The following is a 26,135-nucleotide window of genomic DNA, read 5'->3' as shown; positions in this document are numbered from 1 at the left end:
GGCTCGCGTGGGTGGGAAGGACCGGCTGCGGGAGTACCGCGGCAAGCGTGACTTCGGGCGGACCCGTGAGCCGCAGGGGCGGTCGCGGGCCGCCGGTGACGAGCCGCGGTTCGTGGTGCAGATCCATGACGCGAGCACCCTGCACTTCGACTTCCGGCTCCAGGTGGACGACGTACTCAAGTCCTGGTCGGTGCCGAAAGGGCCGTCCGACGATCCGCACGACAAACGGCTCGCGGTGCCCACCGAGGACCATCCGCTGGAGTACGAGGAGTTCGAGGGCGTGATCGCGCGGGGCGAGTACGGGGGCGGCACCGTGATCGTCTGGGACGGCGGCACCTACGAGCCGCTGAGCCATGACCGCAAGGGGCGGCCCGTCGACTTCGGTGAGTCCCTCGAACGCGGGCACGCCACGTTCCGGCTGCGCGGGTCGAAGCTGCGCGGCGAGTATGCGCTCACCCGGATCCGCGCCGGGCGCGACGGTGACCGTGAGGCATGGCTGCTGGTGAAGGCGGGCAAGCGGCGAGCGGGCGGGCACGGCACTCCTGACCCACGCCGGGCCCGTTCGGCGCGGACCGGTCGTACGCTCGCCCAAGTCGCCGCCGACGGCGACGCGGAGTGAGGCGCGACAACAGGGTGTCCTGCCCATCGTGATTTCGGCGGATGTTGTGGTTCCGCCCTCAACTACCCTTCCCTGCCTCTATGTTCACGGCGATACCGCTCTCGCCACAGGAGGCAATTCGTCATGCGCTCCGCGCTCCGCATCGCCGTCACCGGCGCCGTGGCCGCCGCCACCGTCCTCGTCGCCGGGCCCGCCCAGGCGACCCCGCCCGGGCCGGGCGTCACCGGCCGGATCATCAGTCAGAAGACCGTCGGCGACACCGACTACATACTCCGGGAGGTCACGATCCCGCCCGGTCAGGCCACCGGCTGGCACTACCACGACGGCCCGCTGTACGCCTTCACGCAGCAGGGCACGCTCAGCCACTACAACTCCGCCTGCGCCTCCGACGGCGTCTACCCGAAGGGCAGCTTCATCAACGAACCGGCCGGGCCCGGCAACGTCCACATAGGCCGGAACGAGGGCGCCACGCCGGTCGTCCTCGATGTGCTCTACGTACTGCCGCACGGCGCGCCGTTCTCCGAGGACGCACCGAACCCGGGCTGCCCGTTCCAGTGAACACCGTGTGGGGTGATCACGTCGGCGGCAGCGGCTGTTCGGCCCAGATCGTCTTGCCGCTGCCGGTCTGCCGGCTGCCCCAGCGCCGGGTGAGCTGGGCGACCAGCAGCAGTCCGCGGCCGCCCTCGTCGTAGGCGTGCGCCCGGCGCAGATGCGGGGAGGTGGAACTGCCGTCGGAGACCTCGCATATGAGGGTGCGGTCGCGGATCAGTCGGAGCTGGATGGGCGGGGCGCCGTACCGGATGGCGTTGGTGACGAGTTCGCTGACGACGAGTTCGGTGACGAAGGCGGCCTCGTCCAGTCCCCAGGCGGTCAGCTGGTCGGTGGCGGCCTGTCGGGTGCTCGCCACCTGCTCGGGGTCGGGCTGTACGTCCCAGGTCGCGATGCGGTCCGCGCCGAGGGCCCGGGTGCGGGCCAGCAGCAGGGCCACGTCGTCGCTGGGGTCCTCCGGCAGGACGGCCTTGAGCACGGTGTCGCACAGGGCGTCGAGGGACTCGGCGGGCGCCGTCAGGGCCCGGCACAGTTCAGCGGTGGCGTGGTCGATGTCGCGGTCGCGGTCCTCGATCAGACCGTCCGTGTACAGGGCGACCAGGGATCCCTCCGGCAGCTCCACCTCCATCGCCTCGAAGGGCAGCCCGCCGACACCGAGCGGCGGGCCCGTGTTCATCTCCAGGACCTGCGTGGTGCCGTCGGGCAGGACGAGGGCGGGCGGCGGATGGCCCGCGGCGGCCAGGGTGAGGTGACGGGACACGGGGTCGTAGACGGAGTAGAGACAGGTGGCACCCAGCTCGGCGACCTCCTCGGAGTCGTCCCCGGCGAGATGGGTGACCAGGTCGTCGAGGTGGGTGAGGAGTTCGTCGGGCGGCAGGTCCACGTCGGCGAGGGTGCGCACGGCCGTGCAGAGGCGGCCCATGGTGGCCGACGACGGGATGCCGTGTCCGACGACGTCGCCGACGACCAGGGCGACCCGGCTGCCGGACAGCGGGATCACGTCGAACCAGTCGCCGCCGATGCCGGCCTGCGAACCGGAGGGCCGGTAGCGGTGGGCCACGTCGACGGCCGCCTGGCCGGACAGGCCGCGGGGCAGCAGGTTGTGCTGCAGGGACAGCGCGGTGGTGCGTTCCCGGGCGAAGCGGCGGGCGTTGTCGACGCAGACCGCGGCCCGGCTGGCGAGTTCCTCGGCGAACACGGCGTCGTCGGCGCCGTAGTCGTCCGACTGCCTGATGCGTACGGCCACCGCAACACCGAGCGTGGTGCCGCGGGCGCGCAGCGGCACCGCCATCATCGAGTGCGCGCCCACGCGGTGGCGCCGGCCGGCCGGGCTCCGGGCGTTGCGTTCCGCGATCCACTGCATGAACGCCGGCTCGCCCGCCTGGTTCTGGATCACCCTGCCTTCCAGGATCGCCCGGGCCGGCGGCGAGAACGGCGGGTAGTAGTCCACCTCACCCAGGTGCACGGCGGCCTCCGGGGTGCCCTCGGTGCCGGAGCCGTGGGCGACCCGGCGCAGGGCGATGTCCGTGCCGGCCAGCGCCGGTGGTTCCTCGGCACCCAGGACCCAGTCGAAGAGGTCCACACTGGCGAAGTCGGCGAACCGGGGCACCATGACACCGATGACTTCCTCGGCGGTGCGCACCACGTCCAGGGTGGTGCCTATGGTGGCGGCGGCCTCGTTCAGCAGGGCCAGCCGCTCCCGCGCCCAGTACTGCTCGGAGCTGTCGAACGCGGCGAGGGCCGTCCCGATCAGCCGGCCGGAGGAGTCCCGCACCGGCCACATGTCGGTGGTCCAGGCGTGCTCCCGGTTCAGGGCCGGGGCGCCGGTGTAGCTCTCGTAGCGCAGCGGCATACCGGTCTCGGCGACCTGTCGCATGTGCCACAGGAAGCCCCGGCTGTGCACCTCGTCCTCCACGGTCTCCTTGAAGCTGCGGCCGAGCAGCACCTCCTCCGCCACGCCCATGACCTTGCAGGCCGCCTCGTTGAGCCGCAGGTAGCGCTGCTCGGTGTCGAAGACGGACATGGACATGGACGCCTGCTGGAAGGCCCGCTCCGCCAGCGTGGGCTCGCGGCCGTCGGGTGCGGGCTCGTGGGCGTCGGACGGTACGGCGGTGATCACGTATCCGCCGGGACCGCCGTCCTCGCCCAGCACGGCGCACGCCGTCACGTTCAGGGCGACGGGCGAGCCGTCCCGGTGGCGCAGCACGGCGGTGCCGGTCAGCGCCGTCACGGCGTCGGGCGACGGCTGCTCGGCGAGCAGGTCCCGCACCGGCCGTCCCACGGCCTCCTCGGCCGTCAGTCCCGTCAGTCTGCGGGCACCCTCGCTCCACCCCGTCACGACACCCCGGACATCGATGATCGCGGCAGCGGAGACGCGCTCCATGTCGTCCAGCATGAGTCCTGTGGCGCACCGCATCAACCGCGACGTCCGGCTCGCCGACGCGCCCCAGGTCGGACGCACACCACCGAAGGTTACGAATGGGACACCGACCGTGCTGCGCGCGGCACGGCCCGGCAGCGGGATGCTGCCGGGCCGTGCGGGGGCGGGTCGGCCGGGTCAGTCCATGAACGCGCCGCAGCACTGCCCGCCGAAGAGCGCGTCGCTCCAGCGCAGCCGCCGCTCGGGCGAGAGCGTCCGGTAGTAGGCGACATCGGGGTCGGCCGTCCGCGCCCTCTCCTGGGCGCGCTGGATCCGCCCGCCGTAGCCGTGCTCGCGCGCCCACCGCGGATCGTCGAGCACATAGCCGGGGACGTGGAGCTCATCGCCGGTCGGCTGTACCGCCACCCGGTACCAGAAGCCCCGGTCGGCCATGCACTGCTTGGTGAGCTGTTCCTGGGCGCGGGCCACCGTGATCTGCTGTGCGTCGCTGAGCTCGGCGAGCTGTGCCCGGCCGGGGCCACCGCTCACCGTGCCGCTCGCCGTGCCGCACCCCGCGGCTCCCAGGGCCACAGCGGCACACACCGCGACCAGCGCCCCGCGTTTGCCACTCGCACGCGGTTCCCGCGGTTCCCGGCGTGATCGCGGCTCCCGGGGTGATCGCCGGTCCCGCGGTGATCGCGGGTCCCGCGCCCGGGGCGCGCCCCTTTTCTCCGTACTCATCCCGTGATTCCCCCTGGGTCGCCCCTGAGGACGTGCGGTGCGCATCGCCCTACGGCCCAAAGGGTGTCCGGGGGGAGGTCGCGGCCGCGCCCTGGTTCGGACGGGTCCGAAACACGGCGCGCTCGTTCCGCTTCAGCCCGCCGGCGCTCCGGTGAGCAGACGGCTGCCGAGTGGGGTGAGGCTGTGGTGCATACGGTGGCGTTCCCTGGTGCTGGCGACGAGTCCGGCGCGGCGCAGCACGGCGGCGTGCTCGCTCGCCGAGGACAGGGAGACGCCGGCGCAGCGCGCCAACTCGGTGGTGGTGCACGGCTCTTGGAGTGCCTGCAGGACTGCCGCGCGGGTGTGGCCGAGCAGCGGTGCCAGCCTGGATGCCGGGGCGGCCGGCTCCTCGGGGCTCGGTGATCGGGCGGGATAGACGAGGACCGGCCACAGGGTCTCGTCCATGAGGGCGACCGGCGTCCGGCGGCAGAAGTAGGAGGGCACGAGGAGCAGTCCGCGCCCCTGAAGGTGGATGTCCCGTACGACGGGGTAGTCGGCGGTCAGGACCGGCGGCTCCCAGCGCAGTACGGGCGCGAAGGTGCGCAGCATCTCCTCGGTGCCGAGCCGGCACTGGGCCCCGGTCCGGTGTCGCCGGTCGCTCTCGACCCGGGCGGCGATGTCCGGCCAGCCGGGCGCGAGGACGGAGGCGTGGTAGACGCGCAGGGCCCGGCCCAGGCGGTGCACGGCGCTCGCTTCGCCGTCGGCCAGTTGCCGGGTCCAGCCGGGCAGTGGAGTGCTGATCGACAACAGCCCGAGCTCGGTGCGCAGTTGGCGACGCGGCGTGGCCAGTACGGCGTCGATCCCGCACTCAAGGCCGCCCGACGCGGCGGCGGGTGTGAGGAAGTCCGGGAAATAGCCGCGCGACGGCATCAGCGGCGCCAGCATCCGCAGCGCGCCGGAGTCGCAGGTGCGCTTGCGCCGCCGCCAGGCGTCGAGGAGTGGTTCGCGTCGGTTCTCGTGGAGTTGATGCAGGCTCAGAACGGTTTCCCATAAGGGGTCCGGTTCCTCGGCGACCCTGGTGCGAGCCAGGTCACCGGCACTGAAATGAATACGCAGCACGGCTTCCCCCGATAGTCCGCCACGGCGTTGGTGTGTTGGATGTACGCATGTTCCGGGCAGTCCGATGGGCCGGAAACATGACTGTTCTATGCTGGGACTGTAGTGGTGAGAATGGCGATTCTCAAGGCGACACGGGGGGGCGCGCAGATGCCTGAGCCGCTTGCGGACTCGGAGGTCGGCCGGGCCGACGAGCCTTTCGCGCCCGACGAGTTGCGCGCCGCCGTGGTGGCAGTCGCGGACGAGCTGTTCTACGCCCATGGTGTCCACGCGGTGACGATGCAGCGGATCCGGGACGAGGCGGGGCTGCCGCTGAGGCGGCTCTACCGGATGTTCCCGTCCAAGGACATGCTGCTGGCGGCCTGTCTCGAACGGCGTGATCAGGTGGCGCGCGCGGCGATCGAACAGCGCGTCGACACGATCGAGGACCCCTTGGCGAAGGTCCTCGGCCCCTTCGACTTCCTCGACGACTGGTTTCGCCAACCGGGCTTCCACGGCTGTGTGTTCGCCGGTGCGTTCGGGGAGATGGGGGCCGCGGCACCGATCGTCGTCACCGCCGTGCAGAGACACAAACGCGCCCTGCGCGAGCTGCTGACCGGGCTCGCGGCGAAGGCGGATGTGGCGGACGCGGCCGCGGTGGGCGCGCAGTTGGCGGTGCTGTTCGACGGCGCCATGGCCATCGCCACGCTCGCCGGGGACACCGACGCCGCACTGCACGCCCGCCGGGCGGCCCGGGCCGTGCTCGATTCAGCGGCCTGACCCGGGTCTGCTCACTTGCTCAGCGCGGCGAGGGCCCGGTCGGCGTGGGTGTTCATCCGCAGTTCGCTGCGGACGACCTCCAGGACGGTGCGGTCCTGGCCTATGACGAAGGTGACCCGCTTGGTGGGGGCCAGTGAGAAGCCGCGGGTCACGCCGAACCGCTCCCGGACCGTGCCGTCGGCGTCGGAGAGCAGCGGCATGCCGAGGGTGTGGCGGTCGGCGAACTCCTGCTGGCGTTCGACCGCGTCGCCGCTGATGCCCACGGGCCGGGCACCGACCGCCGCGAACTCGGCGGCGAGATCCCGGAAGTGGCAGGCCTCCGCCGTGCAGCCCGGAGTGAGGGCGGCGGGGTAGAAGAAGAGCACCACCGGTCCCTCGGTGAGCAGTTCGGTGAGGCTGCGGACGGTGCCGGTCTCGTCCGGCAGCGCGAAGTCCTCGACCTTGTCACCGACCTTCAGCTGTGCGCTCATGCCCGGCCCTCCGCGTTCTTCGCGACCCCGCGGGCCCACAGCACGAGCGGGATCTGCAGCGGCAGCCGGCCGATGGCGGCGGCCTTCTGCGGGGTGGGGCGGTGCCGCCAGTCGACGGCCATCTTGACGTTCGCGGGGAAGACCCCGACGAAGAAGGCCGCGGTGGCCAGCGCGGCGGCCTTGCGGGTGCGGGGCAGCGCCAGTCCGGCCGCCAGCGCGAGTTCGGCGGCACCGCTGGCGTACGTCCAGCTCCGGGGCGTCCCCGGCAGGGTGCGCGGCACGGTCTCGTCGAAGCGGTGTGGGGCCGCGAAGTGGGCGACGCCCGCGGTGGCCAGCAGGCCGGCGAGCATCAGGGGTGAGCGTTGGGACCGGGGCACGGATCCTCCTTGGATGGCCTGCCGCCGGATGCTACCGGAGGGTAGATCACGGGCTGTCACCCGCCCCGGCCGCCACGGGTTCCGCCACGGGCCCGGCTAGGGGCGGCGGTTGTGGGTTCCGGGCGTGTAGCCGAACGAGCGGCGGAAGACGTCGATGAAGGCGCTGGCGGAAGCCCAGCCGCAGCGATGGGCGACGGTCGTGACGGGTGTGTCCTCGGCGAGCAGGCGCAGCGCGTGGTAAAGGCGGGACTGGGTGCGCCACTGCGGGAAGGTCATCCCGAACTCGCTGCGGAACAGCCTGCTGAGCGTGCGCTCCCCCACCCCGGTCGCGGTGCCGAGCACGGCGAGGGTGCGCGGGTCCGCGGGGTCGGCGTGGACGAGCGCGCAGACCGCGGCCAGGCGTGGATCCGTGGGCGTCGGCAGCCGCAGCGGCTGCTGGGGCGAGGCGCGCAGCTGGTCGCGCAGGACGGCGAGCAGCCGGTCACGCTCGGGGCTGTCGTCGCTGGGATCGCGGGTGTAGGCGAGGATCAGCTCGCGCAGCAGCGGGCTGACGGCGAGGACGGTGGGGGCGTCGAGACCGAGCGAAGCGAGATGGGGGTACCCCCGGACGGAGTCTGGGGGAGGGTTGTCGCCGGCGGGCAGGCCGACCAGGTGCAGGTCGAGGTGGCCGTGGGCGCGATGGGCGTGGACGGTGCCGGCGGGGACCCAGATGGCGCGGTTGCCGGGTGCGAACCAGGTGCCGGCGTCGGTGGTGACGGCGAGGACGCCGGAGCCGGCGTAGACGATCTGGTGGTCGTCGTGCCGGTGTGCGTCGATGCGTTCCCCGGCGGCCAGGGCCTTGGCGCGGGTCGGTGCGGTCGGGGTGTGACGGATGGCGGTGTGGCGGATGGCGGTGTGACGGATGGCGGTGTGGCGGATGTTCGACACACTTCGGCAGATTATCGGAAGCGGGCCAGACGCGAGGGCCGTGACGATCGCAGGGTGTCCGAGAAACGCCATCGAGCCATCACGCTGTTGTCCCTGGGTCATGCCTGTGTCGACGTGTACCAAGGCGCCGTCGCCGCGCTCGTCCCCTACTTCGTCGCCGAGCGCGCGTACAGCTACGCCGCCGCCTCGGGTGTCGTACTCGCCGCATCCCTGTTGTCGTCGGTGGTCCAGCCGCTGTTCGGAGCGCTCACCGACCGCTGGGCGATGCCCTGGCTGCTGCCGCTCAGCGCGCTGACGGGCGGCATCGGGGTCGCGCTGAGCGGCGTGACGGATTCCTACGCGCTCACGCTGGCGGTGGTGGCCGTGTCCGGGATCGGTGTCGCCGCCTACCATCCGGAGGCCGCCCGCGCGGCCCGCGACGCCGCGCACGGCAGTCATACGGCGATGGGCTGGTTCTCGCTCGGCGGCAACGTCGGTTTCGCCCTGGCGCCGCCGCTGGTGGCGGTGGTGGTCGCGACCGGAGGTCTGGGGGCGTCTCCCCTGCTGGTCGTGCCTGCCGTGGTGGGGGCGGCCCTGTGCGCGGCGGCGGTGCGCTCGGCCGGCCGGCGCGACGGAGGCGGTGGCCGGGGCGTGAGCGTCGGCTCCGACGACTGGGCGTCGTTTCTGCGGCTGTCCGGTGCCATCGTCTGCCGGTCGATCGTGTTCGTCGGTCTGAGCGCGTTCGTCTCGCTGTACGTCCGGCAGCGGACCGGCGGCGCGGACGTGGCGGGCACGGTCGCGCTGTGCGTGCTCTACGCGGGCGGCGCGGTGGGCACCGTGGCCGGGGGGCGGCTCGCCGACCGGTACGGGCGGCTGGCCGTCGTACGCCATGCGTATGTGCTGACGGTGCTCGCGGTGGCCGGCGTGGTCCTCGTGCCCGGGCAGGCGGTGTATCTGTTCGTCGCCCTGACGTCGGCCGGTCTGTATGTGCCGTTCTCGCTGCACGTCACCCTCGGTCAGGACTATCTGCCCCGGCGGGTGGGGACCGCGAGCGGTGTGACGCTGGGGCTGACCGTGAGCGTGGGCGGGCTGGCCGCCCCGGTCATCGGTGCGCTGGCGGACGCCGCCTCGCTGCGGACGGCGCTCGCCACTCTGATCGTGCTGCCGGCGCTGGGCCGGCTGCTGCTGTGCGGGCTGCGGGAGCCGGAAGTGCCCGGGCGGGCGGCCCCGGCTTCCGGCTCGTCCGGGCGACGGCCCCGCGCGGCGTCGGCGTGAGTCGGGCGCGGGGATCCGTCACGCGGTCGGGGCGGGTGCCGTCGGCTGCGGTTCGGTGTCCTCGTCGATGGCGTGGGCGAGGAAGTCGTCGACCATGCGGTGGAAGAGGGCGGCCAGCTGCCCCAGTTCCTCGGGAGTCCAGTCGGCCAGGGCGAGCTGCATACCGCGGGCGCCGGCGTCGCGGACCCGGGCGATGGCCTGCCGGCCGGCCTCGGTGAGTTCGATGCGCTGGGCGCGGCGGTCCTGCGGGTCGGGGACACGGGTGACGTACCCCGCCTTCTGCAGCTGCTGCACCGTGCGTGTGACGTGCGAGGCCTCCACACCGAGCCGGTTGGCCAGTTCCCCGGGCCGCAGCGACTCCGAGTCGGCGACCTGGCGCAGCAGCGCCACGGCGGCCCGGTCCAGCGGCACCCCGGCCAGGGCCATCAGCCGCTCGTGCTGCCGGGCCCGCGTACTCAGGTAGGTGATCCGGGTGAGCGCACGCTCTATCTCGACCACTTCCGGGGACGCGGGCGTCTCGGGCAGTTCGGGGAGCGGTGGTGTGGACATGCTGCAACTTTACCATCTCATTGCGTAACTCAACTAATTCGCCGGGGTGCCGATCCTCACCGCCTCCCGCCACCCGGAGGGTCCGCATGGCGAAGGGCGCCGCCGAGCAGACCCCGGTGGCGCCCTGGTTTGCCGTGCTGGGGGTCAGGGGTCGGCGTCGGCGCGGCCCAGCCAGTAGCCGAAGCCCCGGCGTGTGTGGATCAGCGTCGGGGCGTCGCGGTCGACCTTGCGGCGCAGCCGGGAGACGAGTTGCTCGATCGCGTTGTCGTCGCGGTGGTCGCCCCAGACGTAGCGGCCGATCTGCTCCTTGGACAGCACCCGGTGCGCGTTGACCAGGAGATGGCGCAGCAGCCGGTACTCCGCGGGCGTGAGGCCCAGCGCCCGCGTCCCGCGCGTGGCCCGGCACACGGTGTCGTCCAGCGCGAGGTCGCCGTACTGGAGGGGGTTGCCCCGGGGCGGGCCGGGGCGGGTGCCGCGGAGCAGCACCTGGATCCTGGCGAGGACCTCGGCCACCCGGAACGGCTTGGTGACGTAGTCCCGCTCCCCCAGGCCGAGTTCGGGGACGAGCCGGTGCAGGGCCTCGTACTCGGTGAGGAGGAGGACGGGCGGGCGGTGCGGGAGCGCGGGGCGGCGCTCGGGGCCGAAGTCGGCCATGTCCGGCAGGGTGGTGTCGAGGACGACCAGGTCGAAGTGCTGGTCCACGACCCGCGCCAGCGCGTCGGCGCCCGTGTCGCTGAGGCTGATCCGGTAGCCGGCCAACTCCAGGGTGGTCGAGAGGAGTTCGGCGAGGTCGGGTTCGCCGGCGACGATCAGGAGGTGCTGGCCGGCGCCGCGGGCGAGGGCGCCGCGTTCGGGGGCGGGGCTGTCACGGGTGGCGCCGTCCGGGGGCGGGGCCGGGTGCCGGGGGCTCATAACGCGCCCCGTCCGGCGCCGCCGCGGCCTTGACCGGGGGTCGGTTTCACGGTCGTACTCCTTGTGCGGGGGGCGTCAGCGGCCCGGGGTGACGGGTGCCAGCCACATGCCGACGACGGCGTCGGCGAGGCCTGTCGCGGCGTCGTCCCAGGTGGACCGTGGGGTGGGGGCGTGCTCGGCGAGGGCGCGTTCGCGCTCGGCGGCCACATGGACGATGAGATGGCGGACCATCTCGCCGCGTTCGGCGCGGACCTCGGCCGGAAGGTCGGGCAGGCACCGGTTCAGGCCCTCGATGATCTCCTGGAGGGAGGGGGAGGTGAGGGCCTCCTCGACCATGATCCGGTGCAGGGCCGGGTCGGACACGACCTGGGCACAGAACCGCGCGTACCAGGTGGGGCTGCCGAGTGCGGCGAGGTGTTCCAGAGCCGGGCGGACCAGGCAGTCCACCCAGCCGCGCACGTCGTCGGGGTCCGCCAGGCCGGCGACCAGGCGGGCGCGAATCTCCTCGATGCGCGTGGCGTGCCGCCGGACGATGGCGCGGACCAGGTCGGCCTTGGTGCCGAAGTGGTAGCCGACCGCGGTGTTGTTGCCCTGTCCGGCGGCCTCGCTGACCTGGCGGTTGGACACCGCGTACACGCCGTGCTCGGCGAAGAGCCGCTCGGCCGCGGTCAGGAGCAGCTCCCGGGTCGCGCTGACCTGCTCCGCCCGCAGAGTCCTGCCTGCCATGATCACCACCGCACCGGGACTTCACCGATCACCGCGACGGCCAGTCCCTTCGAGCCGACGCTGCTTCTCACACCTACAATCTAAGTCACCTGATTGAAAGAAAAGGTGAGCATGGTGGAGCGGGCTACACCTGCGCCCCGGGTGTCCGCACCCCCGCGCGCCCAGCCCGGGGCGCCTAACGTGACAGGCATGCGGACCACGGTGCGGCAGGCCGGGCGTGCGACGGGCCATCTGCTCGTGGCCGCCGCGATGGCCTTCGGGATGTATCTCTTCATCACCGTGCTGCTGATCACCGCCGTCGGGACGGTCGTGGTGATCGGCGCCTGGCTGCTGCCCGAGACGGTGCTGCTCCTGCGGCGGATCGCCGGGGCCAAGCGCCGGCTGACCACCGCCTGGACGGGGCGGGAGATCCCCGAGGCGTACCGGGCCATCGAGGGGCCGCTGACCGAGCGGCTGCGCACGGCGGTGCGTGATCCCGGCACCCTCACCGATCTGCGCTGGATGGCCGCCTACTACGTGTACGGCGCCATGCTCGTCGTCGCTCTGCCGCTGTGGCCGGTCGGTCTCGTCGTCGACGGTGTCGGGTGCGGGCTGCTGCGCCGGCGGGCCGTCGTCCTGCCGTGGATCGTGCGTCTGGCGGACCTGGAGGCCGGCTGGTCGACCGCGCTGCTCAGGCCGTCCCCGAAGGCGCTGCTCGCCGCGCGGGTCGAGCAGCTGAGCGCGACACGGGCCGACGCGATCGCCGCGCACGGCGCCGAACTGCGCCGTATCGAACGCGACCTGCACGACGGCGCGCAGGCCCGGCTGGTGTCGCTGTCCATGCGGATCGGGCTCGCCAAACGCGCCTACGACCGTGATCCGGACGCCGCGCGGGGGCTGCTGGACGACGCCCAGGAGCAGGCCGAGCAGGCGCTGTCGGAGCTGCGGCAGGTGGTGCGCGGCATCCATCCGCCGATCCTCACCGACCGCGGCCTGGTGGGCGCCGTGCGGGCGCTGGCCGCCGGGAGCGGGCTGCGGGTGACCGTGGACGTGGCGGGGCTGGAGGACGACGGGCCGAGGGCTCCGGCGGCGGTGGAGACGGCCGCCTACTTCGTGGTGGCCGAGGCGCTCACCAACGTCGCCAAGCACAGCGGCGCCTCCGAAGCCACCGTCCGGATCGCCCGTATGCGGCGCGGACTGCGGGTCGAGGTGGCCGACGCGGGGCACGGCGGGGCGGAGGAGTCGGAGGGTTCGGGCCTGCTGGGGATGGGGCGGCGGGTCGCGGCGCTCGACGGGACGGTGCGGATGTCGAGCCCGGTGGGCGGGCCGACGGTGATCGAGGCGGAGCTGCCGTGCGTGTGGTGAGACCCCCGGCTCCCCCCAGGGGATGACCTCGCCCGATGCGCGTACTGCGAACCGAGTAGCGGGGAATGTCGGCGGACGCACGACGACATGCCTGGCTGTTCCCTGGAGGCTGTACCCGACCGCTCCGGAACCGGAAGAACCCCGCACATGACCATCCGCGTACTGCTCGCCGACGACCAGGCCCTGCTGCGGGCCACGTTCCGGATCCTGATCGACTCCTGCCCGGACATGGAGGTGGTCGGCGAGGCCACCGACGGCGCCGAGGCCGTCGACCTCGCCCGGGCGCACCGCCCCGACCTGGTCCTGATGGACATCCGCATGCCCGGCACCGACGGGCTGGCCGCCACCTCCGCGATCTGCGCCGATCCGGACCTCACGGCGGTGCGGGTGCTGATCCTCACCACGTTCGAGATCGACGAGTACGTCGCCCAGGCGCTGCGGGCCGGGGCGAGCGGCTTCCTCGGCAAGGACGTCACCGCGGACGTGCTGCTGGACGGCATCCGGACCGTGGCCGCCGGCGAGTCCCTGCTCTCCCCCACCGCGACCCGCACGCTGATCACCCGGTTCCTGGCCTCTCCCGCCGAGAGCTCGCAGTCGGCCGCGCCCGAGGACCTCGCCGCGCTCACCGCCCGCGAACGCGAGGTCATGGCCTGGGTCGCCGAGGGCCACTCCAACGAGGAGATCGCGGAGAAGCTCTTCGTCAGCCCGCTGACCGTGCGCACCCATGTGCACCGGGCCATGACGAAGCTGGGCGCCCGGGACCGCGCCCAACTCGTGGTGATGGCCTACCAGTCCGGCCTGGTGCGGGCCGTACCGCCGAACGGGGACGGCTGACCGCACCGCCGCCGTGCGGGGGAACCGGAACCCAAGGGGCGGGTGCCGTTCGGGGACGCACGCCACGGCCGCCGTTCAGGGGAAAACGGCGGCGAGGGTGCGTGGCGGCGGGCGGGGCCGTCGACAACTGACCCGTGAGCCTGCCGCTGATCCCTCCCATGCTCGCCACGCCCGGCACCCTGCCGCCCGCCGCGCAGGACGCCCGCTGGGCGTACGAGACCAAGCAGGACGGCCAGCGCGCGGTCGTCTACCTGGAGGGGGACGGCAGCCTGCGGCTGCGCGCCCGTTCCGGTGAGGACATCACCCCCGCCTACCCCGAACTGCGGCCGCTGGGCGGCGCGCTGGGCGCCACCGCCGCCGTCCTGGACGGGGAGATCCTGGCGCTGGACGAACACGGGCGCGCCGACTTCCAGTTGCTGCAGTCCCGGATGGGGCTGGCGCACGCGCCCGAGCGGGCCGCGCGGCTGGCGGCGCGCACGCCCGTGCATCTGGTGCTGTTCGACGTGATGCATCTGGCGGGCCGCTCCCTCGTCACGCTGCCCTACACCCGGCGCCGCGGGCGCCTTGAGGAGCTCGGCCTGGACGGGCCGTTCTGGTCGACGCCGGCCGCGCTGGTCGGACACGGCGCCGAGGCCCTCCGAGCCACCCGGGAGCACGGTCTGGAGGGGCTGGTGTGCAAGCGGCTGGACTCGGTGTACGAGCCCGGGGTGCGCTCCCGCGCCTGGATCAAGATCCGAAACATGCGCACCGAGGACGTCGTCGTCGGGGGCTGGCTGCCCGGCAAGGGACGGCTCACCGGTCTCCCGGGTTCGGTGCTGGTCGGACAGCGCGCGGGCGGTCGGCTGCGGTACGTCGGCAATGTGGGCACCGGCTGGAGCGAGGCGGAGCGGACGCAACTGGCGGAGCTGCTGCGGGCGTCCGAGACCGACATCTGCCCCTTCGATCCCGCCCCCCGGGTGACGGGCGCGCACTGGGTGCTGCCCCGGCTGGTCGGCGAGGTCCGCTACAGCGTGCGCACCCGCTCCGGGCTGTTGCGCCAGCCGTCCTGGCTGCGGCTGCGGCCCGACCTCACGCCGGAGGAGTCGGCAGCCGACCTCCCGGACGAGAGCGCCTGACACAGCGTCTGACACACAGGCTTCCCCCCCACTGTTGCGCTGATCGTTACCGCCGGTACTTCCGGGGCTCTTGGCACGGAAGTGAAAAGCCAGGATCCTGAACTGCCTTTCCCCCCACAACCGTTGGGCTGCGCCCGCTTTCCCCCGAGGAGACGCAGTGTCTTCAGAGACGTCCCGTTCGCACCGCAAGCGCTGGATCACCGGTGCGGCCGGTGCCGCCGCGCTCGTCATAGCCTTCCCCAGCACCGCCTTCGCCGCCCCGCCCGCGGCGCTGCCCGCCAACGCCGAGGCAGCCGAGCAGACGTACCAGCCGGCCTTCGACTACGACACGGACGGCTGCTACTCCACGCCCGCCATCGGCCCCGACGGCACCGTCAACGGGGGCCTGAACCCGACCGGTGCGCTCAACGGCAACTGCCGTGACGCCTCGGACCTGGACAACACCAACGGCTACTCGCGCTACAAGTGCAACAACGGCTGGTGCGCCTACATGTACGGCCTGTACTTCGAGAAGGACCAGGCGGTGGCGGGCAGCAGCATCGGCGGGCACCGGCACGACTGGGAGCACGTCGTGGTGTGGGTGCAGAACAACGCGGTGCAGTACGTGTCGACGTCCAACCACGGCTCGTTCACGATCAGCCCGGCGTCCTCGGTGCGCTTCGACGGCACCCACGCGAAGATCGTCTACCACAAGGACGGCATCAGCACGCACTGCTTCCGGCTGGCCAACTCGGGTGACGAGCCGCCGGAGAACCACAAGGGGACCTGGCAGTACCCGCCGCTGGTCGGCTGGAACGGCTACCCGTCGGGCGTGCGGGACAAGCTGGTCGCGTACAACTTCGGCAGCGCCAACTTCGGCCTGAAGGACGGCAACTTCACCAACCACCTGGCGTCGGCGAAGCCGTCCGGTATCGCGTTCGACCCGAACGCCTGATCACACGGCCTCCGGGCCGACGTCCCGGTCCAGGAGGGCGTCGCCCAGGGCCGTTCGTCCGTACAGCACGTAGTGGCCCTGACGCCGGGACACCAGCAGGCCCGCCTCCCGCAGGACGGAGAGGTGGGCCGACACGGTCGAGGTTGCCAGGCCATGGCGGCGGGCGAGGTCCGTCGTCGAGGACGGGGTCGCGAGGCCCGCGAGGACGGCCGCGCGCTGGTGGCCGAGCAGCCGGGCGAGCGCCTCCGGCGGGCGCGGCACCGGGTCGGTGTGCAGCCGGCCCATGCCCCGGGCGGGATAGATGACCGTCGGCTGCCAGGGCCGGGCGAAGCCGCTGACCAGGTCCGGCCACACGAACGCGCTCGGCATGAGCAACACGCCCCTGCCGTCGGGACGTTGGGCGTCCGGCACATCGACGTACCGGCGCAGGGTGAGGGTGTGGCCGGCCCAGTCGACGGTCGGGTGCAGGCCGGTCAGCAGCGCGTCGAGACCGCCGTCCGCCGCCTGCCGCGACCGGTGCGCGATGTCCGCCTCCAGCACGGCACGGTGGCGCGGCCAGTCCGGGGCGAGCAGCGCGTGCCAGGCCCGCTCGGTGAGATCGGCGAGGCGCTGGACCGTGGCGGCGGGGTCTGCCAACGCGGCACGCGCTTGCGATGACTCGGCGAGACCCGGCGTGCAGGCCAGCGAGCGGGTCATCTCCGCGTGCGCCAGAGCGGGGTCGGTGGCGCGCATCCGGGCCAGCTCGTCCTCGAAGCAGGGGTACGGCTCCTGCGGGGGCGCCCCGAGGAAGTCCGGGGTGTAGCCGCCGGGGGGCGGCATGAACAGCCACAGCGGTGCCAGGTCGAGGCCGGTGACCGTACGCCGCATGCGGCGCAGCCAGCTTCGGTGGTAGCCGTGCCGGGACGGACGGCGGAACATGCGCAGCGCCTCGTGGGTCTGGCACAGCGGCGAGATCGCGAACCGGCAGCGCGTGAGGTCGTCGGTACCGAGCGGCAGGGCCAGCGGCATACGTCCCCCGTCGTGAGCGTCGATTCGTCCAGGGCCGAATGAGTGGAGGCGTCGGCGGCCGACCAGCACGCTTGCCCCGACTCCCCCGGTCGGAAAGGCGGTTCGATGAGCAGCGTACGTCCACAACCCTGGCGGCGGGCCGCCGTCGTCGCGGCGCTGATGCTGGCGGCGTTCACCTTCAACACCACCGAGAACCTGCCGGTCGGTCTGCTCGCGCTGATGGCGGAGGATCTGCGGGTGTCGCTCGCGGCCGTGGGCGCGCTGGTCACCGGGTACGGCCTGACGGTGGCTGTCGTGTCGCTGCCGCTCGCCCATGTCAGCCGTTCCGTGCCGCGCCGGTATCTGCTCGCGGGGCTGCTGGGGCTGCTCGTCGTGGCCAGCTGGGTGTCGGCGCTGGGCGGGGTGTCGTACGGGCTGCTGCTGGCGGCGCGGGTGGTGACGGCGGCGGCGCAGGCGTTGTTCTGGGCGGTGATGGGGCCGGTCGCGGTGGGGCTGTTCCCGCCCGAGCGCCGGGGGCGGATCATCGGGCTGCTGTCCGTCGGGGGTTCCCTGGCCACGGTGGCCGGGGTTCCGGCCGGGACCTGGCTGGGCGCGCACACCGACTGGCGGACGCCCTTCGCCCTGCTCGGCGCGCTCGCGCTGCTCTGCCTCGTGGCCGTCGGCGCCCTGCTGCCCACGTCCCGTCCGGAGGACGGCCACTCCGCCTACGGTGCGGCGCCCGACCGGCGCCGGTTCCGCATCGTGCTGGGCGTGACCGCCCTGTCGGTGACGGGTGTCTTCGCCGGGTTCACCTATGTCGTCGCCTTCCTCGACGAGGTGAGCGGGCTCGGCGAGGACGCGGTGAGCGCCGTGCTGTTCGCGTTCGGCGGGGCGGCGCTGGCCGGGGTCACCGTGGCCGGGCCACTGCTCGACCGGTTCCCGCGGGCCACCTTGGCCGTGCCGGTGGCGACCCAGGCGGTGGCCCTGCTCGGCCTCTGGGCGGCGGGGCACGTCCCGCTGGCGGGCGTCGCGCTGATGATGCTGTTGGGTGCCTCGGTCGCGCCCGTCTTCATGGCGACGCAGAGCCAGGTGCTCCGGGTGGCGCCGGGCCGCACCGAGACCGCCCTCGCGGCCAACTCGGCCGCCTTCAACGCGGGTGTCACCGCCGGTGCGCTGCTCGGGGGCGCGCTGCTGCCCGTGGTCGGGGTGCGCGGCGCGTTCCTGGTCGGGGGGCTGCTGACGGTGGGGGCGCTCGCGGTGCTGGGTCTGCCGGGGCACGCGGGCGTCGGGGACGGGAGTGTGGCGGACGGCGGGGACGGGGGCCGGGCGGACGGCGAGGGCCGTGGGGCGGCAGCGGGCCGAGTGGCGAACGGGCGGGCCGCAAAGGGGCGGTACCGTGCGGACGCGGGGTCGTGACGGTCTATCGTGTCCGCATGTCCGTCCCTGAACTGATTCGCATCGTCTCCCGCGACTCGCCGATGGCCCTCGCCCAAGTGGAGCGTGTCCGCGCCGAGTTGGCGGCCCTGCATCCCGGTGTGCGCACCGAGGTCGTACCCGTGAAGACGACCGGTGACAAGTGGATGGGCGACCTGTCCAAGGTCGAGGGCAAGGGGGCGTTCACCAAGGAGGTCGACGCCGCCCTGCTGGCGGGCGAGGCCGATCTCGCCGTGCACTGCCTCAAGGACATCCCCGCCGACCGGCCGCTGCCCGCGGGGACGACGTTCGCCGCGTTCCTGAAGCGGGACGACATCCGCGACGCCCTCATCCACCCGGGCGGGCTCACCCTGGACGAGTTGCCCGCCGGGACCCGGATCGGCACCTCCTCGGTGCGCCGGGTCGCCCAACTGGCCGCCACCCACCCGCAGCTGGAGTGCGTGCCGTTCCGCGGCAACGCCAACCGGCGGCTGCAGAAGCTGGCGGACGGCGAGGCGGACGCGCTGCTGCTGGCGGTGTCCGGCCTGGAGCGCATCGGCCGCGCCGACGTGATCAGCGAGATCCTCCCCGCCGACGTGATGATGCCGCCGATCGGCGCGGGCATCCTCGCGCTGCAGTGCCGGGAGGGCGACGCCGAGCTCATCGACGCGGTGAGCGGCCTCGGCGACCCGGACACCTATCGGGAGGCCACGGCCGAGCGCATGTTCCTGCATGTCCTGCAGGGGCACTGCAACAGCCCGATCGCCGGGTACGCGCGCGTGGACCGGGGCGGCGAGCTGTCCCTGCGGGCCTGTGTGTTCACGCCGGACGGCAAGACACGGCTGAACGCCCACGAGTGGGCGGGCCGGCTGGACCCGGAGACACTCGGTACGTCGGTCGCCGTCGCGCTGCTGCGTGAGGGCGCCCGCGAGATCATCGACGGCATCCCGCACTGAGAGCCCGTGCCATCTCCCCGGCCGTGCGGGCGCCGCGCGGTCGGGCGGTGCCCCCGGCCGGGACGCTCACCTGTCAGGCGGTGCCTTCTTCGGCCTGCTCGCGCAGGAAGTTGCTGACCTGGAGCGCGATGCCGTCCCGCAGGGTGGCGGCGTGGACGCCGGCCGGCTCCTGGAGGCCGAGTCCGCCGGTCCACAGCCGGCGGTCCGCCCACTCCTCCTCGACGCGCAGCTGGATCTGCACGTCGACCTGGCTCAGGCTCGTCTGAGGGCCCGCGGCGTAGAGCACGGCGGTGGCCCGGCGCAACGGGTAGACGTCGAAGCCCTCGATGAACTGCGAGTTGCGCCAGTCGATGAACGCGGCCTCGCCGTCGCGGCCGATCCGCACGTCGATCTGGCCGTCCTCCAGGTGGATGCCGAGGTGCCGCTCGCCGCGGTTCTCGACGGTGACGCGGACCCTGAAGTACGTCAGCCCCTCGGCGGCGTCGTCCCGTCCGCGCGGCGGCTCGGCGGCTTCCAGGCAGTGGACGCGCAGACGCAGACCGGCATGCTCGTCGTACTCGTGCCAGTCCCCGACCACGTTCGGCTCGTACACAATCCACCTCTCGACCCAGAGAGCTGCTTCCTATCTTTGCGCTCAGGGCACTGTCAAATGAGCAGAATGCGCTGTGGCCAGCCCATTCGCCCTCTTGATCACCGATCAAGCCGTGGGCAGGAGGAATCCGCTTTCTGGCCCGACGGGCGCGTTCACCCACGTGCCGCACATCACGTTCCGGGCCAAGATCGGCGAGCCTTCTCAAGGGTTCCGGGTCAGTGCGACACCGCGTTGTTCGGCAGTAACACGTAGTCGCATTCACGAATTACGTTTCAGATTCCATTTCTGGGGGAATTCACCACTATGTGCTTCGGACAGGAGGCACGTCCGTGGGAGCCGGCCCTTTCAGGCCCCTGGATGTCCTCCACGTGGTCCGAGTCCGCGCCTCCCATGGTGTCCGTCCAGCCGGCACCTGCCGAGGAGGTGCGCACGGATGAGTGCCACCACCAGAACGAAGCAGCACCCGCACGACGACGCCCCCGACACCGGCGAGGCGTTCGAACGACTCGTGGGACTGCCCGACGGTCCGGAGCGCAAGACCCTCAGAGACGAACTGGTTCAGGCGTGGCTGCCCATGGCCGAGCGGATCGCCGTCCGGTTCAAGGGCCGCGGCGAGTCCCTTGAGGACCTGTACCAGGTGGCCGCCCTGGGGCTCGTGAAGGCCGTCGACCACTACGACCCGGCACGCGGCCACGCCTTCGAGGCGTACGCGGTGCCCACCATCACCGGCGAGATCAAGCGGCATTTCCGTGACCATATGTGGACGCTGCACGTGCCGCGCCGGGTCCAGGACCTGCGCAACCGGGTGCGGAGCTCCACCAAGGAGCTGTCACAGCTGACGCCGGGGCGTGCGCCCACCGTGCCCGAGATAGCCGACCACGCGCATCTGAGCGAGGGAGAGGTGCGCACCGGAATGGAGGCCCTGGAGTGCTTCTCCGCGCTGTCACTGGAGGCGGAGATGCCCGGCACCGACGGCTACGCGCTGGGGGACGCGATCGGCGGTCCGGATCCGGCGTACGAGGTGGTCGTGGACCGCGTGTCCGTCCAGCCCTGCCTGCAGCGGCTGCCGGAGCGCGAGCGGACCATTCTCTACCTGCGCTTCTTCGGAGGTATGACCCAGAGTCGTATCGCCACGCAGCTCGGCATCTCGCAGATGCATGTGTCCCGGCTGCTGAGCGGCTGCTTCGCCCAGCTGCGAGAGGAACTGCTCGCCGAAGCCCGCTGAAATCCCAGGTGTGTGCGTCTACTCCTGGGGTGACCCCGGAATCTGCGTCGGACCGTAGCGTTCAAGAGCCTCTTGGAGTTCGACGCGGATCTCGGGGGGCATTTCACCGTCCCGGCCCCAGAGGAGAATCAGTTCCGCGACCTGGCGGAGCTTGATGTTCGTGTGCTGGGAGACGTCCCTCAGCACCGCCCACCCCTGGTCCGGCGCCACCCGGCCGAGGGCGACCACCATACCGATGGCCTGGTCCACGATGGCGTGCGAAACGACCGCCTCCTTGAGCTGGCCGACTTCCTCCTCAAGTTCGAGGATCCGTTCGGTCTCGTTCTCGTCGGCGGGCTCGTTCGGTATCGGTGCCACGCCCCCATACTCGTCTTTTTGCCGGTCGCATGCCAGAGAAGCGGAGGGCCGTTCCTCACCTGTTTCCCTGCCCCGGCCGGGGTACTCGACAGGCCTACTCGACAGGCCCCGGAGGGCGTCCGGCCGGACACTGGGAGAGGACCGGTGGCCGCCGGCCGGGCGAGACCAGGACGCGACTGACATGAACGATGTGAAGACCCCCAGAGGCACGGCCGAGGTCGTGTCCACCCACTCCGTGTTCGGCGCACCCTGCTGGGTGAGCCTGACCAGCCGCGATCTGGAGGCCACGCAGGAGTTCTACTCGGCCGTCCTCGGCTGGCGCTGGCGGCCGGCCAAGCTCGGCGACCGGTTCCGGGTCGCGCTGGCGGAGAGCGTGCCGGTGGCCGGGATCGCCGCGGTCGCCTCGATGTGGCAGATGGCCGTGGCCTGGACGCCGTACTTCGCCGTGCCCAGCGCGGACGACGCCGTGGCCCGGGTGCAGGAGCGCGGCGGCACCAGCGCCGTAGGGCCGCTGTCCCTGCCGCCGGGGCGGGCGGCGCTGCTCGCCGACCGGGACGGGGCGACGTTCGGCGTCTGGGAGGGGGAGCTGATCTCCAACTGGGAGACCTGGCGCCGTGCCGCGCCGACGTTCATCCGGCTGCACACCCGCGACGCCTTCGACGCCGCCATGTTCTACGGCGAGGTCCTGGACTGGGCGACGGACCGGCCGGGCTGCTGCGAGGTCCGCTACGAGGGCGGGGAGGTCGTGCTGCGCAGCGGCGGGGACGTGGTGGCGCGGATCGAGTCGGGGGCACTGGAGGCCGCACCCGATCCGACGATCCGGCCGCACTGGCAGGTGCACTTCGCCGTCAGGGACGTGGAGGGGTGTGCGCGGGCGGCTGAGCTGCATGGCGGGAGCGTGTTGTCGAAGGTCGTCGACGAGGCTGTGCTGCGGGATCCGGACGGGGCGCAGTTCACGGTGACGCTGCGCGCCGACCGGTAGCTGGTCGCGCCCACGCGGCGCAGCCGCATGTCGATCACAGCCCCGCGCCCCTTCAGGACGTTGCGCGCGACGGTCTCGACAGGAGGACCAGGCTGCGGCGCTCGACCAGTACCCGGGCTGCCGCCTTGTGCTCCTGCTCGTCGGGCGGGCCCTGGGTCTCGGCCGTGTCGATCAGGGTCGTCCAGCGTTCGCCGTACGCGACGTCCGGCAGCTGGAACTCCACCGGCTCCCAGTAGGCGTTGAGCAGCAGCAGGAACGAGTCGTCCACGACCGGCCGGCCGCACCAGTCCGGCTCGGCGATGGCGTCGCCGTTGAGGAAGACCGCGAGGGAGTGGGCGTCGGGGCGGTGCCAGTCGTCGTCGGTCACTTCGTCGCCGTCCGGCTGCAGCCACACCAGGTCGGGCAGGGGCTGGTCGGGGTGGGTGGGGGTTTCGCCGCGGAAGAAGCGGCGGCGGCGCAGGACGGGGTGGGCGGCGCGCAGGGCGATGACATAGCGGGTGAAGTCCGCGAGGGCGCGCTGGTCCTCGGTGAGGCGCCAGTCGATCCAGGAGAGGTCGTTGTCCTGGCAGTAGGCGTTGTTGTTGCCCCGCTGGGTGCGGCCGAGTTCGTCGCCGTGGCAGAGCATGGGGATGCCCTGGGACAGCAGCAGCGTCACCAGGAAGTTGCGCTGCTGCCGGGCGCGCAGTCGCAGGACGGCCGGGTCGCGGCTCTCGCCCTCGGCGCCGCAGTTCCAGGACCGGTTGTGGCTCTCGCCGTCGCGGTTGCCCTCGCCGTTGGCGTCGTTGTGCTTGTCGTTGTAGGCGACGAGGTCGCGCAGGGTGAACCCGTCGTGCGCGGTGACGAAGTTGACGCTGGCGCGCGGGCGGCGCCGGCTGTGGGCGTAGAGGTCGGCGGAGCCGGTCAGCCGGGAGGCGAACTCGCCGAGCGAGCCGGGTTCGGCGCGCCAGAAGTCCCGTACGGCGTCCCGGTACTTGCCGTTCCACTCCGACCACAGCGGCGGGAAGTTGCCCACCTGGTAGCCGCCCTCCCCCACGTCCCACGGCTCGGCGATCAGCTTGACGCGGCTGATCACCGGGTCCTGCTGGATCAGGTCGAAGAACGCCGAGAGGCGGTCCACCTCGTGGAACTGGCGGGCGAGGGTGGCCGCGAGGTCGAAGCGGAAGCCGTCGACGTGCATCTCGGTGACCCAGTAGCGCAGCGAGTCCATGATCAGCTGGAGTACGTACGGATGGCGCATCAGCAGGCTGTTGCCGGTGCCGGTGGTGTCGTAGTAGTGCGCCCAGTCGCCGTCCACGAGGCGGTAGTACGAGGCGTTGTCGATGCCGCGGAAGGACAGGGTCGGGCCGCGCTCGTTGCCCTCGGCGGTGTGGTTGTAGACGACGTCGAGGATCACTTCGAGGCCGGCCGCGTGCAGCGCCTTCACCATCGCCTTGAACTCGTCGACCTGTCCGCCGCGGGTGCCGTGGGCGGCGTAGGCGTTGTGCGGTGCGAAGAAGCCGATCGTGTTGTAGCCCCAGTAGTTGGACAGACCGCGGTCGAGCAGTACGCCGTCCTGGACGTACTGGTGGACGGGCATCAGCTCGACGGCGGTCACCCCGAGGGACGTCAGATGCTCGACGATCGCGGGGTGCGCGAGTCCGGCGTAGGTGCCGCGCAGGTCCCGCGGGACGTCGGGGTGGGTGCGGGTGAGGCCGCGGACATGCGCCTCGTAGATGACGGTGTCGGCGTACGGCCGTCTGGGCGGACGGTCCTCTCCCCAGTCGAAGTGCGGGTCGGTGACCACGCCGAGCATGGTGTGCCCGGCGCTGTCCGCCGGGGACGGGGCGCCCGGAGTGCGCTCGAACAGGGAGGCGTGGTTGTCGACCTGGCCGTCCACGGCCCGGCTGTACGGGTCGAGCAGCAGCTTGGCCGGGTTGCACCGGTGGCCCAGGTCCGGGTCCCAGGGGCCGTGGACCCGGTAGCCGTAGCGCTGGCCCGGGCCGATGCCGGGCAGATAGCCGTGCCAGACGAAGCCGTCGACCTCGGTGAGCGGCACCGGGGTGTGCCGGCCCTTGTCGTCGACGAGGACGAGTTCGACGCGGTCGGCGACCTCGCTGAACAGGGCGAAGTTCGTGCCCTGTCCGTCGAAGGCGGCTCCCAGCGGATAGGGGTGCCCGCTCCAGGCGGGCACCCCTTTGCTCATTTCCTTGCGGCGCCGTCTTGCGGTCACCGGGCCTCCTCCAGGACTTCGTCCCGGGTGCCCACGGCGTCGGCCAGAGCCGTGACGGGCACCTCTCGGGGCACTCCGCGTGCCTCGCGCAGGCTGGGGGCGGGGGCCGCCGGCATGAGCGGGGCGCGGTCGCCGGTGCGGGCGCGCTGGGAGAACCAGATGACCTTGCTGCCGGTCTCGGTGGCACAGCAGCCCCAGCCGTCGCTCATCGCCGCGAGGTGCTGCAGACAGGCGCGCAGTTCGTGGTCCGGGCGCAGGGCGCGGTCGTTGTCGCCGATGGCGGTGATGAGGTGCTGGCCGTTCCACCACATCTCGATCGAGGTGTTCTTGTCCCTCGCATGCTCGTCGATGGCCCGCAGCAGCATCTCCGTGCCGTGGCGGACGGGCTCGACAAGGGTCTCCAGGTCCCAGTACCGGAGGTGGGCGGCCAGAATTCGGCTGACCTGACCCACCCGTTCGGGGCTGACTTCCACATCGAGGTGGTAGTAGCAGGGCACTGCGGTCTTCACCGTCGTTACCTCCTCACCGCGAAAGCTCCCGCTCTCCTCGCCCCTGCGGGACGGGCCCCGAGCACGGAGCGTGAGCGCTGGTCGCTTCTGAGTCACTCCAGGGTGAGTGCGGTACGCCATTCGTGCAACAGGAGCGCGCACCTGGGGTAGTTGAAGCTCCAACAGGACGCTGCGTCGTCGACCATGCACCATGTGTGAAGACCTCGATGCCCGTAACGGAACCCGTGCGTGTGCGCGCACGGGTTCCGCCCGACGGTCGGGAGACGCGTCATCGAGCAGCCCGGAAGGTGAACGGCGCCATGCTGCTACCGGCCAAAGCCGAAGTCGCCCGGCAACTGCGGCGGTACCGGGCCTGGGAGCGCGCCATGCTCGCGGCCCCGGCCGACCATGCGGTGCGCGCCACGTTCGAGGACGCCGGCTACACGCTGTGCGTGCTGATGGGGAAGCGCTGCGCGCGCGAGGCCGTGGACGCGGCGGAGCGCTATCTGCGCATCACCCTGGCGGCCTACCTCCGGGAGCAGGACGAGCGGCCCCGTACGCGCCCGGCGGCGCGGCGTGGCCCGCCGAGATCACGGCGGTGGCGTTTCCTCGCGGGGAGATAGCGCGCGGATCGGCGCCTTCCGGCGCAGTTGGATTCCCGGCCGGGCCTGGTGCCCGGCCTTGAGCACGGTGGAGGTGAACCATGGGCAGGACCAAGAGCAGGGCCGGTGCCGGCACCGGGACCATCGGCCGCATCCCGGTACGGGATGTGCGGCCGGCCGTGGAGTGCGGCCGGCATCCGGCGAAGGCGGTCGCGGGAGAGACCTTCGAGGTCTCCGCCACCGTGTTCCGCGAGGGCCATGACGCCGTGGCCGCCAATGTCGTGCTGACCGATCCGGACGGCCGTCCCGGCCCGTGGACGCCGATGCACGAACTGGCCCCGGGCACCGACCGCTGGGGCGCCAAGGTGACGCCGCCGTCGGTGGGCCGCTGGACGTTCCATGTGGAGGCCTGGAGCGATCCGGTCACGACCTGGCGGCACCACGCCCGGATCAAGATCCCGGCCGGGATCGACGTCGGGCTGGTCCTGGAGGAGGGCGGCGACCTGTACGAGCGTGCGGCCGCCGGAGTGCCCGACGACGCGGGGCGGGCGACGGTGCTGGCCGCCGCGAACGCGTTGCGGGACGACTCGCTGCCGCCCGAGTCGCGGCTGGCGGCGGCGTTCGCGGCGAACGTGGACGCGGTGCTGGGGCGGTATCCGCTGCGGGACCTGGTCACCGCCTCCGACCCGCTGCCGCTGCTGGTGGAACGCGAACGCGCCCTGTACGGCTCCTGGTACGAGTTCTTCCCCCGCTCCGAGGG

28 protein-coding genes are annotated in these 26,135 nt (G+C 72.4%); 14 read left to right on the top strand and 14 right to left on the bottom strand.

The genetic code is table 11. The annotated features are described in order from the left end of the window. The first annotated feature begins 7 nt into the window (after nt 1-7). Both ACFWYS_RS43525 and ACFWYS_RS43520 read left to right on the top strand, forming a co-directional pair. Nucleotides 8-619, top strand: a complete 612-nt coding sequence (locus tag ACFWYS_RS43525; protein ID WP_384782028.1) for a DNA polymerase ligase N-terminal domain-containing protein — start codon at nt 8-10, stop codon at nt 617-619. 123 nt (nt 620-742) lie between these two features. Further along, nucleotides 743-1,177 carry a cupin domain-containing protein gene (locus ACFWYS_RS43520; RefSeq protein ID WP_384782026.1) on the top strand — a complete coding sequence of 145 codons (435 nt, stop codon included), beginning with the start codon at nt 743-745 and terminating at the stop codon, nt 1,175-1,177. Nucleotides 1,178-1,193: 16 nt separating this feature from the next. Here ACFWYS_RS43520 and ACFWYS_RS43515 read toward each other — a convergent pair whose 3' ends face one another. From ACFWYS_RS43515 to ACFWYS_RS43505, 3 genes are all read right to left on the bottom strand, one after another. After that, on the bottom strand, nt 1,194-3,551 hold the full coding sequence (locus tag ACFWYS_RS43515) for a SpoIIE family protein phosphatase (protein WP_384782054.1): 2,358 nt from the start codon (nt 3,549-3,551) through the stop codon (nt 1,194-1,196). 174 nt (nt 3,552-3,725) lie between these two features. Continuing rightward, entirely contained in the window at nt 3,726-4,118 is a 393-nt protein-coding gene (locus tag ACFWYS_RS43510) for a hypothetical protein (protein WP_384782024.1), read from the bottom strand. A gap of 282 nt (nt 4,119-4,400) precedes the next feature. Next, nucleotides 4,401-5,366, bottom strand: coding sequence for a helix-turn-helix domain-containing protein (locus ACFWYS_RS43505; protein WP_384782022.1), 966 nt, complete (start codon nt 5,364-5,366; stop codon nt 4,401-4,403). Nucleotides 5,367-5,513: 147 nt separating this feature from the next. Between ACFWYS_RS43505 and ACFWYS_RS43500 the strand changes: the two genes are divergently transcribed. After that, nucleotides 5,514-6,122 carry a TetR/AcrR family transcriptional regulator gene (locus tag ACFWYS_RS43500; protein WP_384782020.1) on the top strand — a complete coding sequence of 203 codons (609 nt, stop codon included), beginning with the start codon at nt 5,514-5,516 and terminating at the stop codon, nt 6,120-6,122. A gap of 11 nt (nt 6,123-6,133) precedes the next feature. Here the strand turns inward: ACFWYS_RS43500 and ACFWYS_RS43495 are convergent, their stop codons facing one another. From ACFWYS_RS43495 to ACFWYS_RS43485, 3 genes are all read right to left on the bottom strand, one after another. Beyond that, nucleotides 6,134-6,592, bottom strand: a complete 459-nt coding sequence (locus ACFWYS_RS43495) for a peroxiredoxin (RefSeq protein ID WP_384782018.1) — start codon at nt 6,590-6,592, stop codon at nt 6,134-6,136. Beyond that, a complete protein-coding gene (locus tag ACFWYS_RS43490; protein WP_384782016.1) occupies nt 6,589-6,969 on the bottom strand; it encodes a DoxX family protein in 381 nt (126 codons plus the stop codon). The genes ACFWYS_RS43495 and ACFWYS_RS43490 overlap by 4 nt, the downstream gene beginning before the upstream one ends. 96 nt (nt 6,970-7,065) lie before the next feature. Next, on the bottom strand, nt 7,066-7,896 hold the full coding sequence (locus tag ACFWYS_RS43485) for an AraC family transcriptional regulator (protein ID WP_384782014.1): 831 nt from the start codon (nt 7,894-7,896) through the stop codon (nt 7,066-7,068). A 54-nt stretch (nt 7,897-7,950) separates the two neighbouring features. Here ACFWYS_RS43485 and ACFWYS_RS43480 point away from each other — a divergent pair, with 54 nt between their 5' ends. Next, a complete protein-coding gene (locus ACFWYS_RS43480; protein ID WP_384782012.1) occupies nt 7,951-9,150 on the top strand; it encodes an MFS transporter in 1,200 nt (399 codons plus the stop codon). Between the two features lie 18 nt (nt 9,151-9,168). Here the strand turns inward: ACFWYS_RS43480 and ACFWYS_RS43475 are convergent, their stop codons facing one another. The 3 genes from ACFWYS_RS43475 to ACFWYS_RS43465 form a co-directional block, all read right to left on the bottom strand. Beyond that, entirely contained in the window at nt 9,169-9,699 is a 531-nt protein-coding gene (locus tag ACFWYS_RS43475; protein ID WP_384782010.1) for a MarR family winged helix-turn-helix transcriptional regulator, read from the bottom strand. Nucleotides 9,700-9,843: 144 nt separating this feature from the next. Continuing rightward, nucleotides 9,844-10,611, bottom strand: coding sequence for a response regulator transcription factor (locus tag ACFWYS_RS43470; protein WP_384782008.1), 768 nt, complete (start codon nt 10,609-10,611; stop codon nt 9,844-9,846). Nucleotides 10,612-10,686: 75 nt separating this feature from the next. Further along, nucleotides 10,687-11,337, bottom strand: coding sequence for a TetR/AcrR family transcriptional regulator (locus ACFWYS_RS43465; RefSeq protein WP_384782006.1), 651 nt, complete (start codon nt 11,335-11,337; stop codon nt 10,687-10,689). Between the two features lie 189 nt (nt 11,338-11,526). Here ACFWYS_RS43465 and ACFWYS_RS43460 point away from each other — a divergent pair, with 189 nt between their 5' ends. The 4 genes from ACFWYS_RS43460 to ACFWYS_RS43445 all read left to right on the top strand — a co-directional run bounded on the left by ACFWYS_RS43460 (nt 11,527) and on the right by ACFWYS_RS43445 (nt 15,564). Continuing rightward, nucleotides 11,527-12,681 carry a histidine kinase gene (locus ACFWYS_RS43460; RefSeq protein ID WP_384782005.1) on the top strand — a complete coding sequence of 385 codons (1,155 nt, stop codon included), beginning with the start codon at nt 11,527-11,529 and terminating at the stop codon, nt 12,679-12,681. A 147-nt stretch (nt 12,682-12,828) separates the two neighbouring features. Then, on the top strand, nt 12,829-13,515 hold the full coding sequence (locus tag ACFWYS_RS43455) for a response regulator (protein WP_384782003.1): 687 nt from the start codon (nt 12,829-12,831) through the stop codon (nt 13,513-13,515). A 134-nt stretch (nt 13,516-13,649) separates the two neighbouring features. Continuing rightward, the gene (gene ligD / locus ACFWYS_RS43450; RefSeq protein WP_384782001.1) at nt 13,650-14,630 is read left to right on the top strand and encodes a non-homologous end-joining DNA ligase; all 981 of its coding nucleotides are present in this window, start codon (nt 13,650-13,652) and stop codon (nt 14,628-14,630) included. A gap of 157 nt (nt 14,631-14,787) precedes the next feature. Further along, nucleotides 14,788-15,564, top strand: coding sequence for an NPP1 family protein (locus ACFWYS_RS43445; RefSeq protein ID WP_384781999.1), 777 nt, complete (start codon nt 14,788-14,790; stop codon nt 15,562-15,564). On the opposite strand, the gene ACFWYS_RS43440 is transcribed toward ACFWYS_RS43445, so the two are convergent. Further along, the gene (locus ACFWYS_RS43440) at nt 15,565-16,572 is read right to left on the bottom strand and encodes a DUF5937 family protein (RefSeq protein ID WP_384781997.1); all 1,008 of its coding nucleotides are present in this window, start codon (nt 16,570-16,572) and stop codon (nt 15,565-15,567) included. It lies immediately after the preceding gene. Nucleotides 16,573-16,677: 105 nt separating this feature from the next. Here ACFWYS_RS43440 and ACFWYS_RS43435 point away from each other — a divergent pair, with 105 nt between their 5' ends. Together ACFWYS_RS43435 and hemC are read left to right on the top strand one after the other, a co-directional pair. Further along, on the top strand, nt 16,678-17,967 hold the full coding sequence (locus tag ACFWYS_RS43435) for an MFS transporter (RefSeq protein WP_384781995.1): 1,290 nt from the start codon (nt 16,678-16,680) through the stop codon (nt 17,965-17,967). 17 nt (nt 17,968-17,984) lie between these two features. Further along, a complete protein-coding gene (gene hemC / locus ACFWYS_RS43430) occupies nt 17,985-18,920 on the top strand; it encodes a hydroxymethylbilane synthase (protein WP_384781993.1) in 936 nt (311 codons plus the stop codon). Nucleotides 18,921-18,993: 73 nt separating this feature from the next. On the opposite strand, the gene ACFWYS_RS43425 is transcribed toward hemC, so the two are convergent. Then, on the bottom strand, nt 18,994-19,512 hold the full coding sequence (locus tag ACFWYS_RS43425) for a hypothetical protein (RefSeq protein ID WP_384781991.1): 519 nt from the start codon (nt 19,510-19,512) through the stop codon (nt 18,994-18,996). A gap of 433 nt (nt 19,513-19,945) precedes the next feature. On the opposite strand from ACFWYS_RS43425, the gene ACFWYS_RS43420 reads away from it, so the two are divergent. Further along, entirely contained in the window at nt 19,946-20,737 is a 792-nt protein-coding gene (locus ACFWYS_RS43420) for a SigB/SigF/SigG family RNA polymerase sigma factor (RefSeq protein WP_384781989.1), read from the top strand. Nucleotides 20,738-20,755: 18 nt separating this feature from the next. Here ACFWYS_RS43420 and ACFWYS_RS43415 read toward each other — a convergent pair whose 3' ends face one another. Further along, entirely contained in the window at nt 20,756-21,094 is a 339-nt protein-coding gene (locus ACFWYS_RS43415; RefSeq protein WP_384781987.1) for an ANTAR domain-containing protein, read from the bottom strand. A gap of 181 nt (nt 21,095-21,275) precedes the next feature. On the opposite strand from ACFWYS_RS43415, the gene ACFWYS_RS43410 reads away from it, so the two are divergent. Then, nucleotides 21,276-22,076 carry a VOC family protein gene (locus ACFWYS_RS43410; RefSeq protein WP_384781986.1) on the top strand — a complete coding sequence of 267 codons (801 nt, stop codon included), beginning with the start codon at nt 21,276-21,278 and terminating at the stop codon, nt 22,074-22,076. Between the two features lie 52 nt (nt 22,077-22,128). Here ACFWYS_RS43410 and glgX read toward each other — a convergent pair whose 3' ends face one another. Both glgX and ACFWYS_RS43400 read right to left on the bottom strand, forming a co-directional pair. Continuing rightward, complete coding sequence (gene glgX / locus ACFWYS_RS43405) at nt 22,129-24,258, bottom strand: glycogen debranching protein GlgX (protein ID WP_384782051.1); 2,130 nt, start codon at nt 24,256-24,258, stop codon at nt 22,129-22,131. Nucleotides 24,259-24,281: 23 nt separating this feature from the next. Then, complete coding sequence (locus ACFWYS_RS43400) at nt 24,282-24,794, bottom strand: pep a2 (protein ID WP_384781984.1); 513 nt, start codon at nt 24,792-24,794, stop codon at nt 24,282-24,284. Nucleotides 24,795-25,093: 299 nt separating this feature from the next. On the opposite strand from ACFWYS_RS43400, the gene ACFWYS_RS43395 reads away from it, so the two are divergent. Together ACFWYS_RS43395 and ACFWYS_RS43390 are read left to right on the top strand one after the other, a co-directional pair. Further along, nucleotides 25,094-25,396: a DUF5133 domain-containing protein gene (locus ACFWYS_RS43395; protein ID WP_384781982.1), complete on the top strand. Its 303-nt coding sequence runs from the start codon at nt 25,094-25,096 to the stop codon at nt 25,394-25,396. A gap of 80 nt (nt 25,397-25,476) precedes the next feature. Then, nucleotides 25,477-26,135 (top strand): maltotransferase domain-containing protein (locus ACFWYS_RS43390; protein ID WP_384781980.1); only part of this gene is annotated, 659 nt, incomplete at its 3' end.

This window comes from Streptomyces sp. NPDC059010 (assembly GCF_042740355.1).
Lineage (GTDB): Bacteria > Actinomycetota > Actinomycetes > Streptomycetales > Streptomycetaceae > Streptomyces.
The sequence above is the reverse complement of the archived record's forward strand: the minus strand, read 5'-3'. Positions and strand labels throughout refer to the sequence as shown.

What these genes read in the sequence shown, in the direction of transcription:
- ACFWYS_RS43520 (WP_384782026.1), top strand. Translation starts at nt 743, where the DNA reads ATGCGCTCCGCGCTCCGCATCGCCGTCACCGGCGCCGTGGCCGCCGCC.
- ACFWYS_RS43515 (WP_384782054.1), bottom strand. Translation starts at nt 3,551, where the DNA reads ATGGAGCGCGTCTCCGCTGCCGCGATCATCGATGTCCGGGGTGTCGTG.
- ACFWYS_RS43500 (WP_384782020.1), top strand. Translation starts at nt 5,514, where the DNA reads ATGCCTGAGCCGCTTGCGGACTCGGAGGTCGGCCGGGCCGACGAGCCT.
- ACFWYS_RS43495 (WP_384782018.1), bottom strand. Translation starts at nt 6,592, where the DNA reads ATGAGCGCACAGCTGAAGGTCGGTGACAAGGTCGAGGACTTCGCGCTG.
- ACFWYS_RS43475 (WP_384782010.1), bottom strand. Translation starts at nt 9,699, where the DNA reads ATGTCCACACCACCGCTCCCCGAACTGCCCGAGACGCCCGCGTCCCCG.
- ACFWYS_RS43470 (WP_384782008.1), bottom strand. Translation starts at nt 10,611, where the DNA reads ATGAGCCCCCGGCACCCGGCCCCGCCCCCGGACGGCGCCACCCGTGAC.
- ACFWYS_RS43465 (WP_384782006.1), bottom strand. Translation starts at nt 11,337, where the DNA reads ATGGCAGGCAGGACTCTGCGGGCGGAGCAGGTCAGCGCGACCCGGGAG.
- ACFWYS_RS43460 (WP_384782005.1), top strand. Translation starts at nt 11,527, where the DNA reads ATGCGGACCACGGTGCGGCAGGCCGGGCGTGCGACGGGCCATCTGCTC.
- ACFWYS_RS43455 (WP_384782003.1), top strand. Translation starts at nt 12,829, where the DNA reads ATGACCATCCGCGTACTGCTCGCCGACGACCAGGCCCTGCTGCGGGCC.
- ACFWYS_RS43440 (WP_384781997.1), bottom strand. Translation starts at nt 16,572, where the DNA reads ATGCCGCTGGCCCTGCCGCTCGGTACCGACGACCTCACGCGCTGCCGG.
- ACFWYS_RS43435 (WP_384781995.1), top strand. Translation starts at nt 16,678, where the DNA reads ATGAGCAGCGTACGTCCACAACCCTGGCGGCGGGCCGCCGTCGTCGCG.
- hemC (WP_384781993.1), top strand. Translation starts at nt 17,985, where the DNA reads ATGTCCGTCCCTGAACTGATTCGCATCGTCTCCCGCGACTCGCCGATG.
- ACFWYS_RS43420 (WP_384781989.1), top strand. Translation starts at nt 19,946, where the DNA reads ATGAGTGCCACCACCAGAACGAAGCAGCACCCGCACGACGACGCCCCC.
- ACFWYS_RS43410 (WP_384781986.1), top strand. Translation starts at nt 21,276, where the DNA reads ATGAACGATGTGAAGACCCCCAGAGGCACGGCCGAGGTCGTGTCCACC.
- glgX (WP_384782051.1), bottom strand. Translation starts at nt 24,258, where the DNA reads ATGAGCAAAGGGGTGCCCGCCTGGAGCGGGCACCCCTATCCGCTGGGA.
- ACFWYS_RS43395 (WP_384781982.1), top strand. Translation starts at nt 25,094, where the DNA reads ATGCTGCTACCGGCCAAAGCCGAAGTCGCCCGGCAACTGCGGCGGTAC.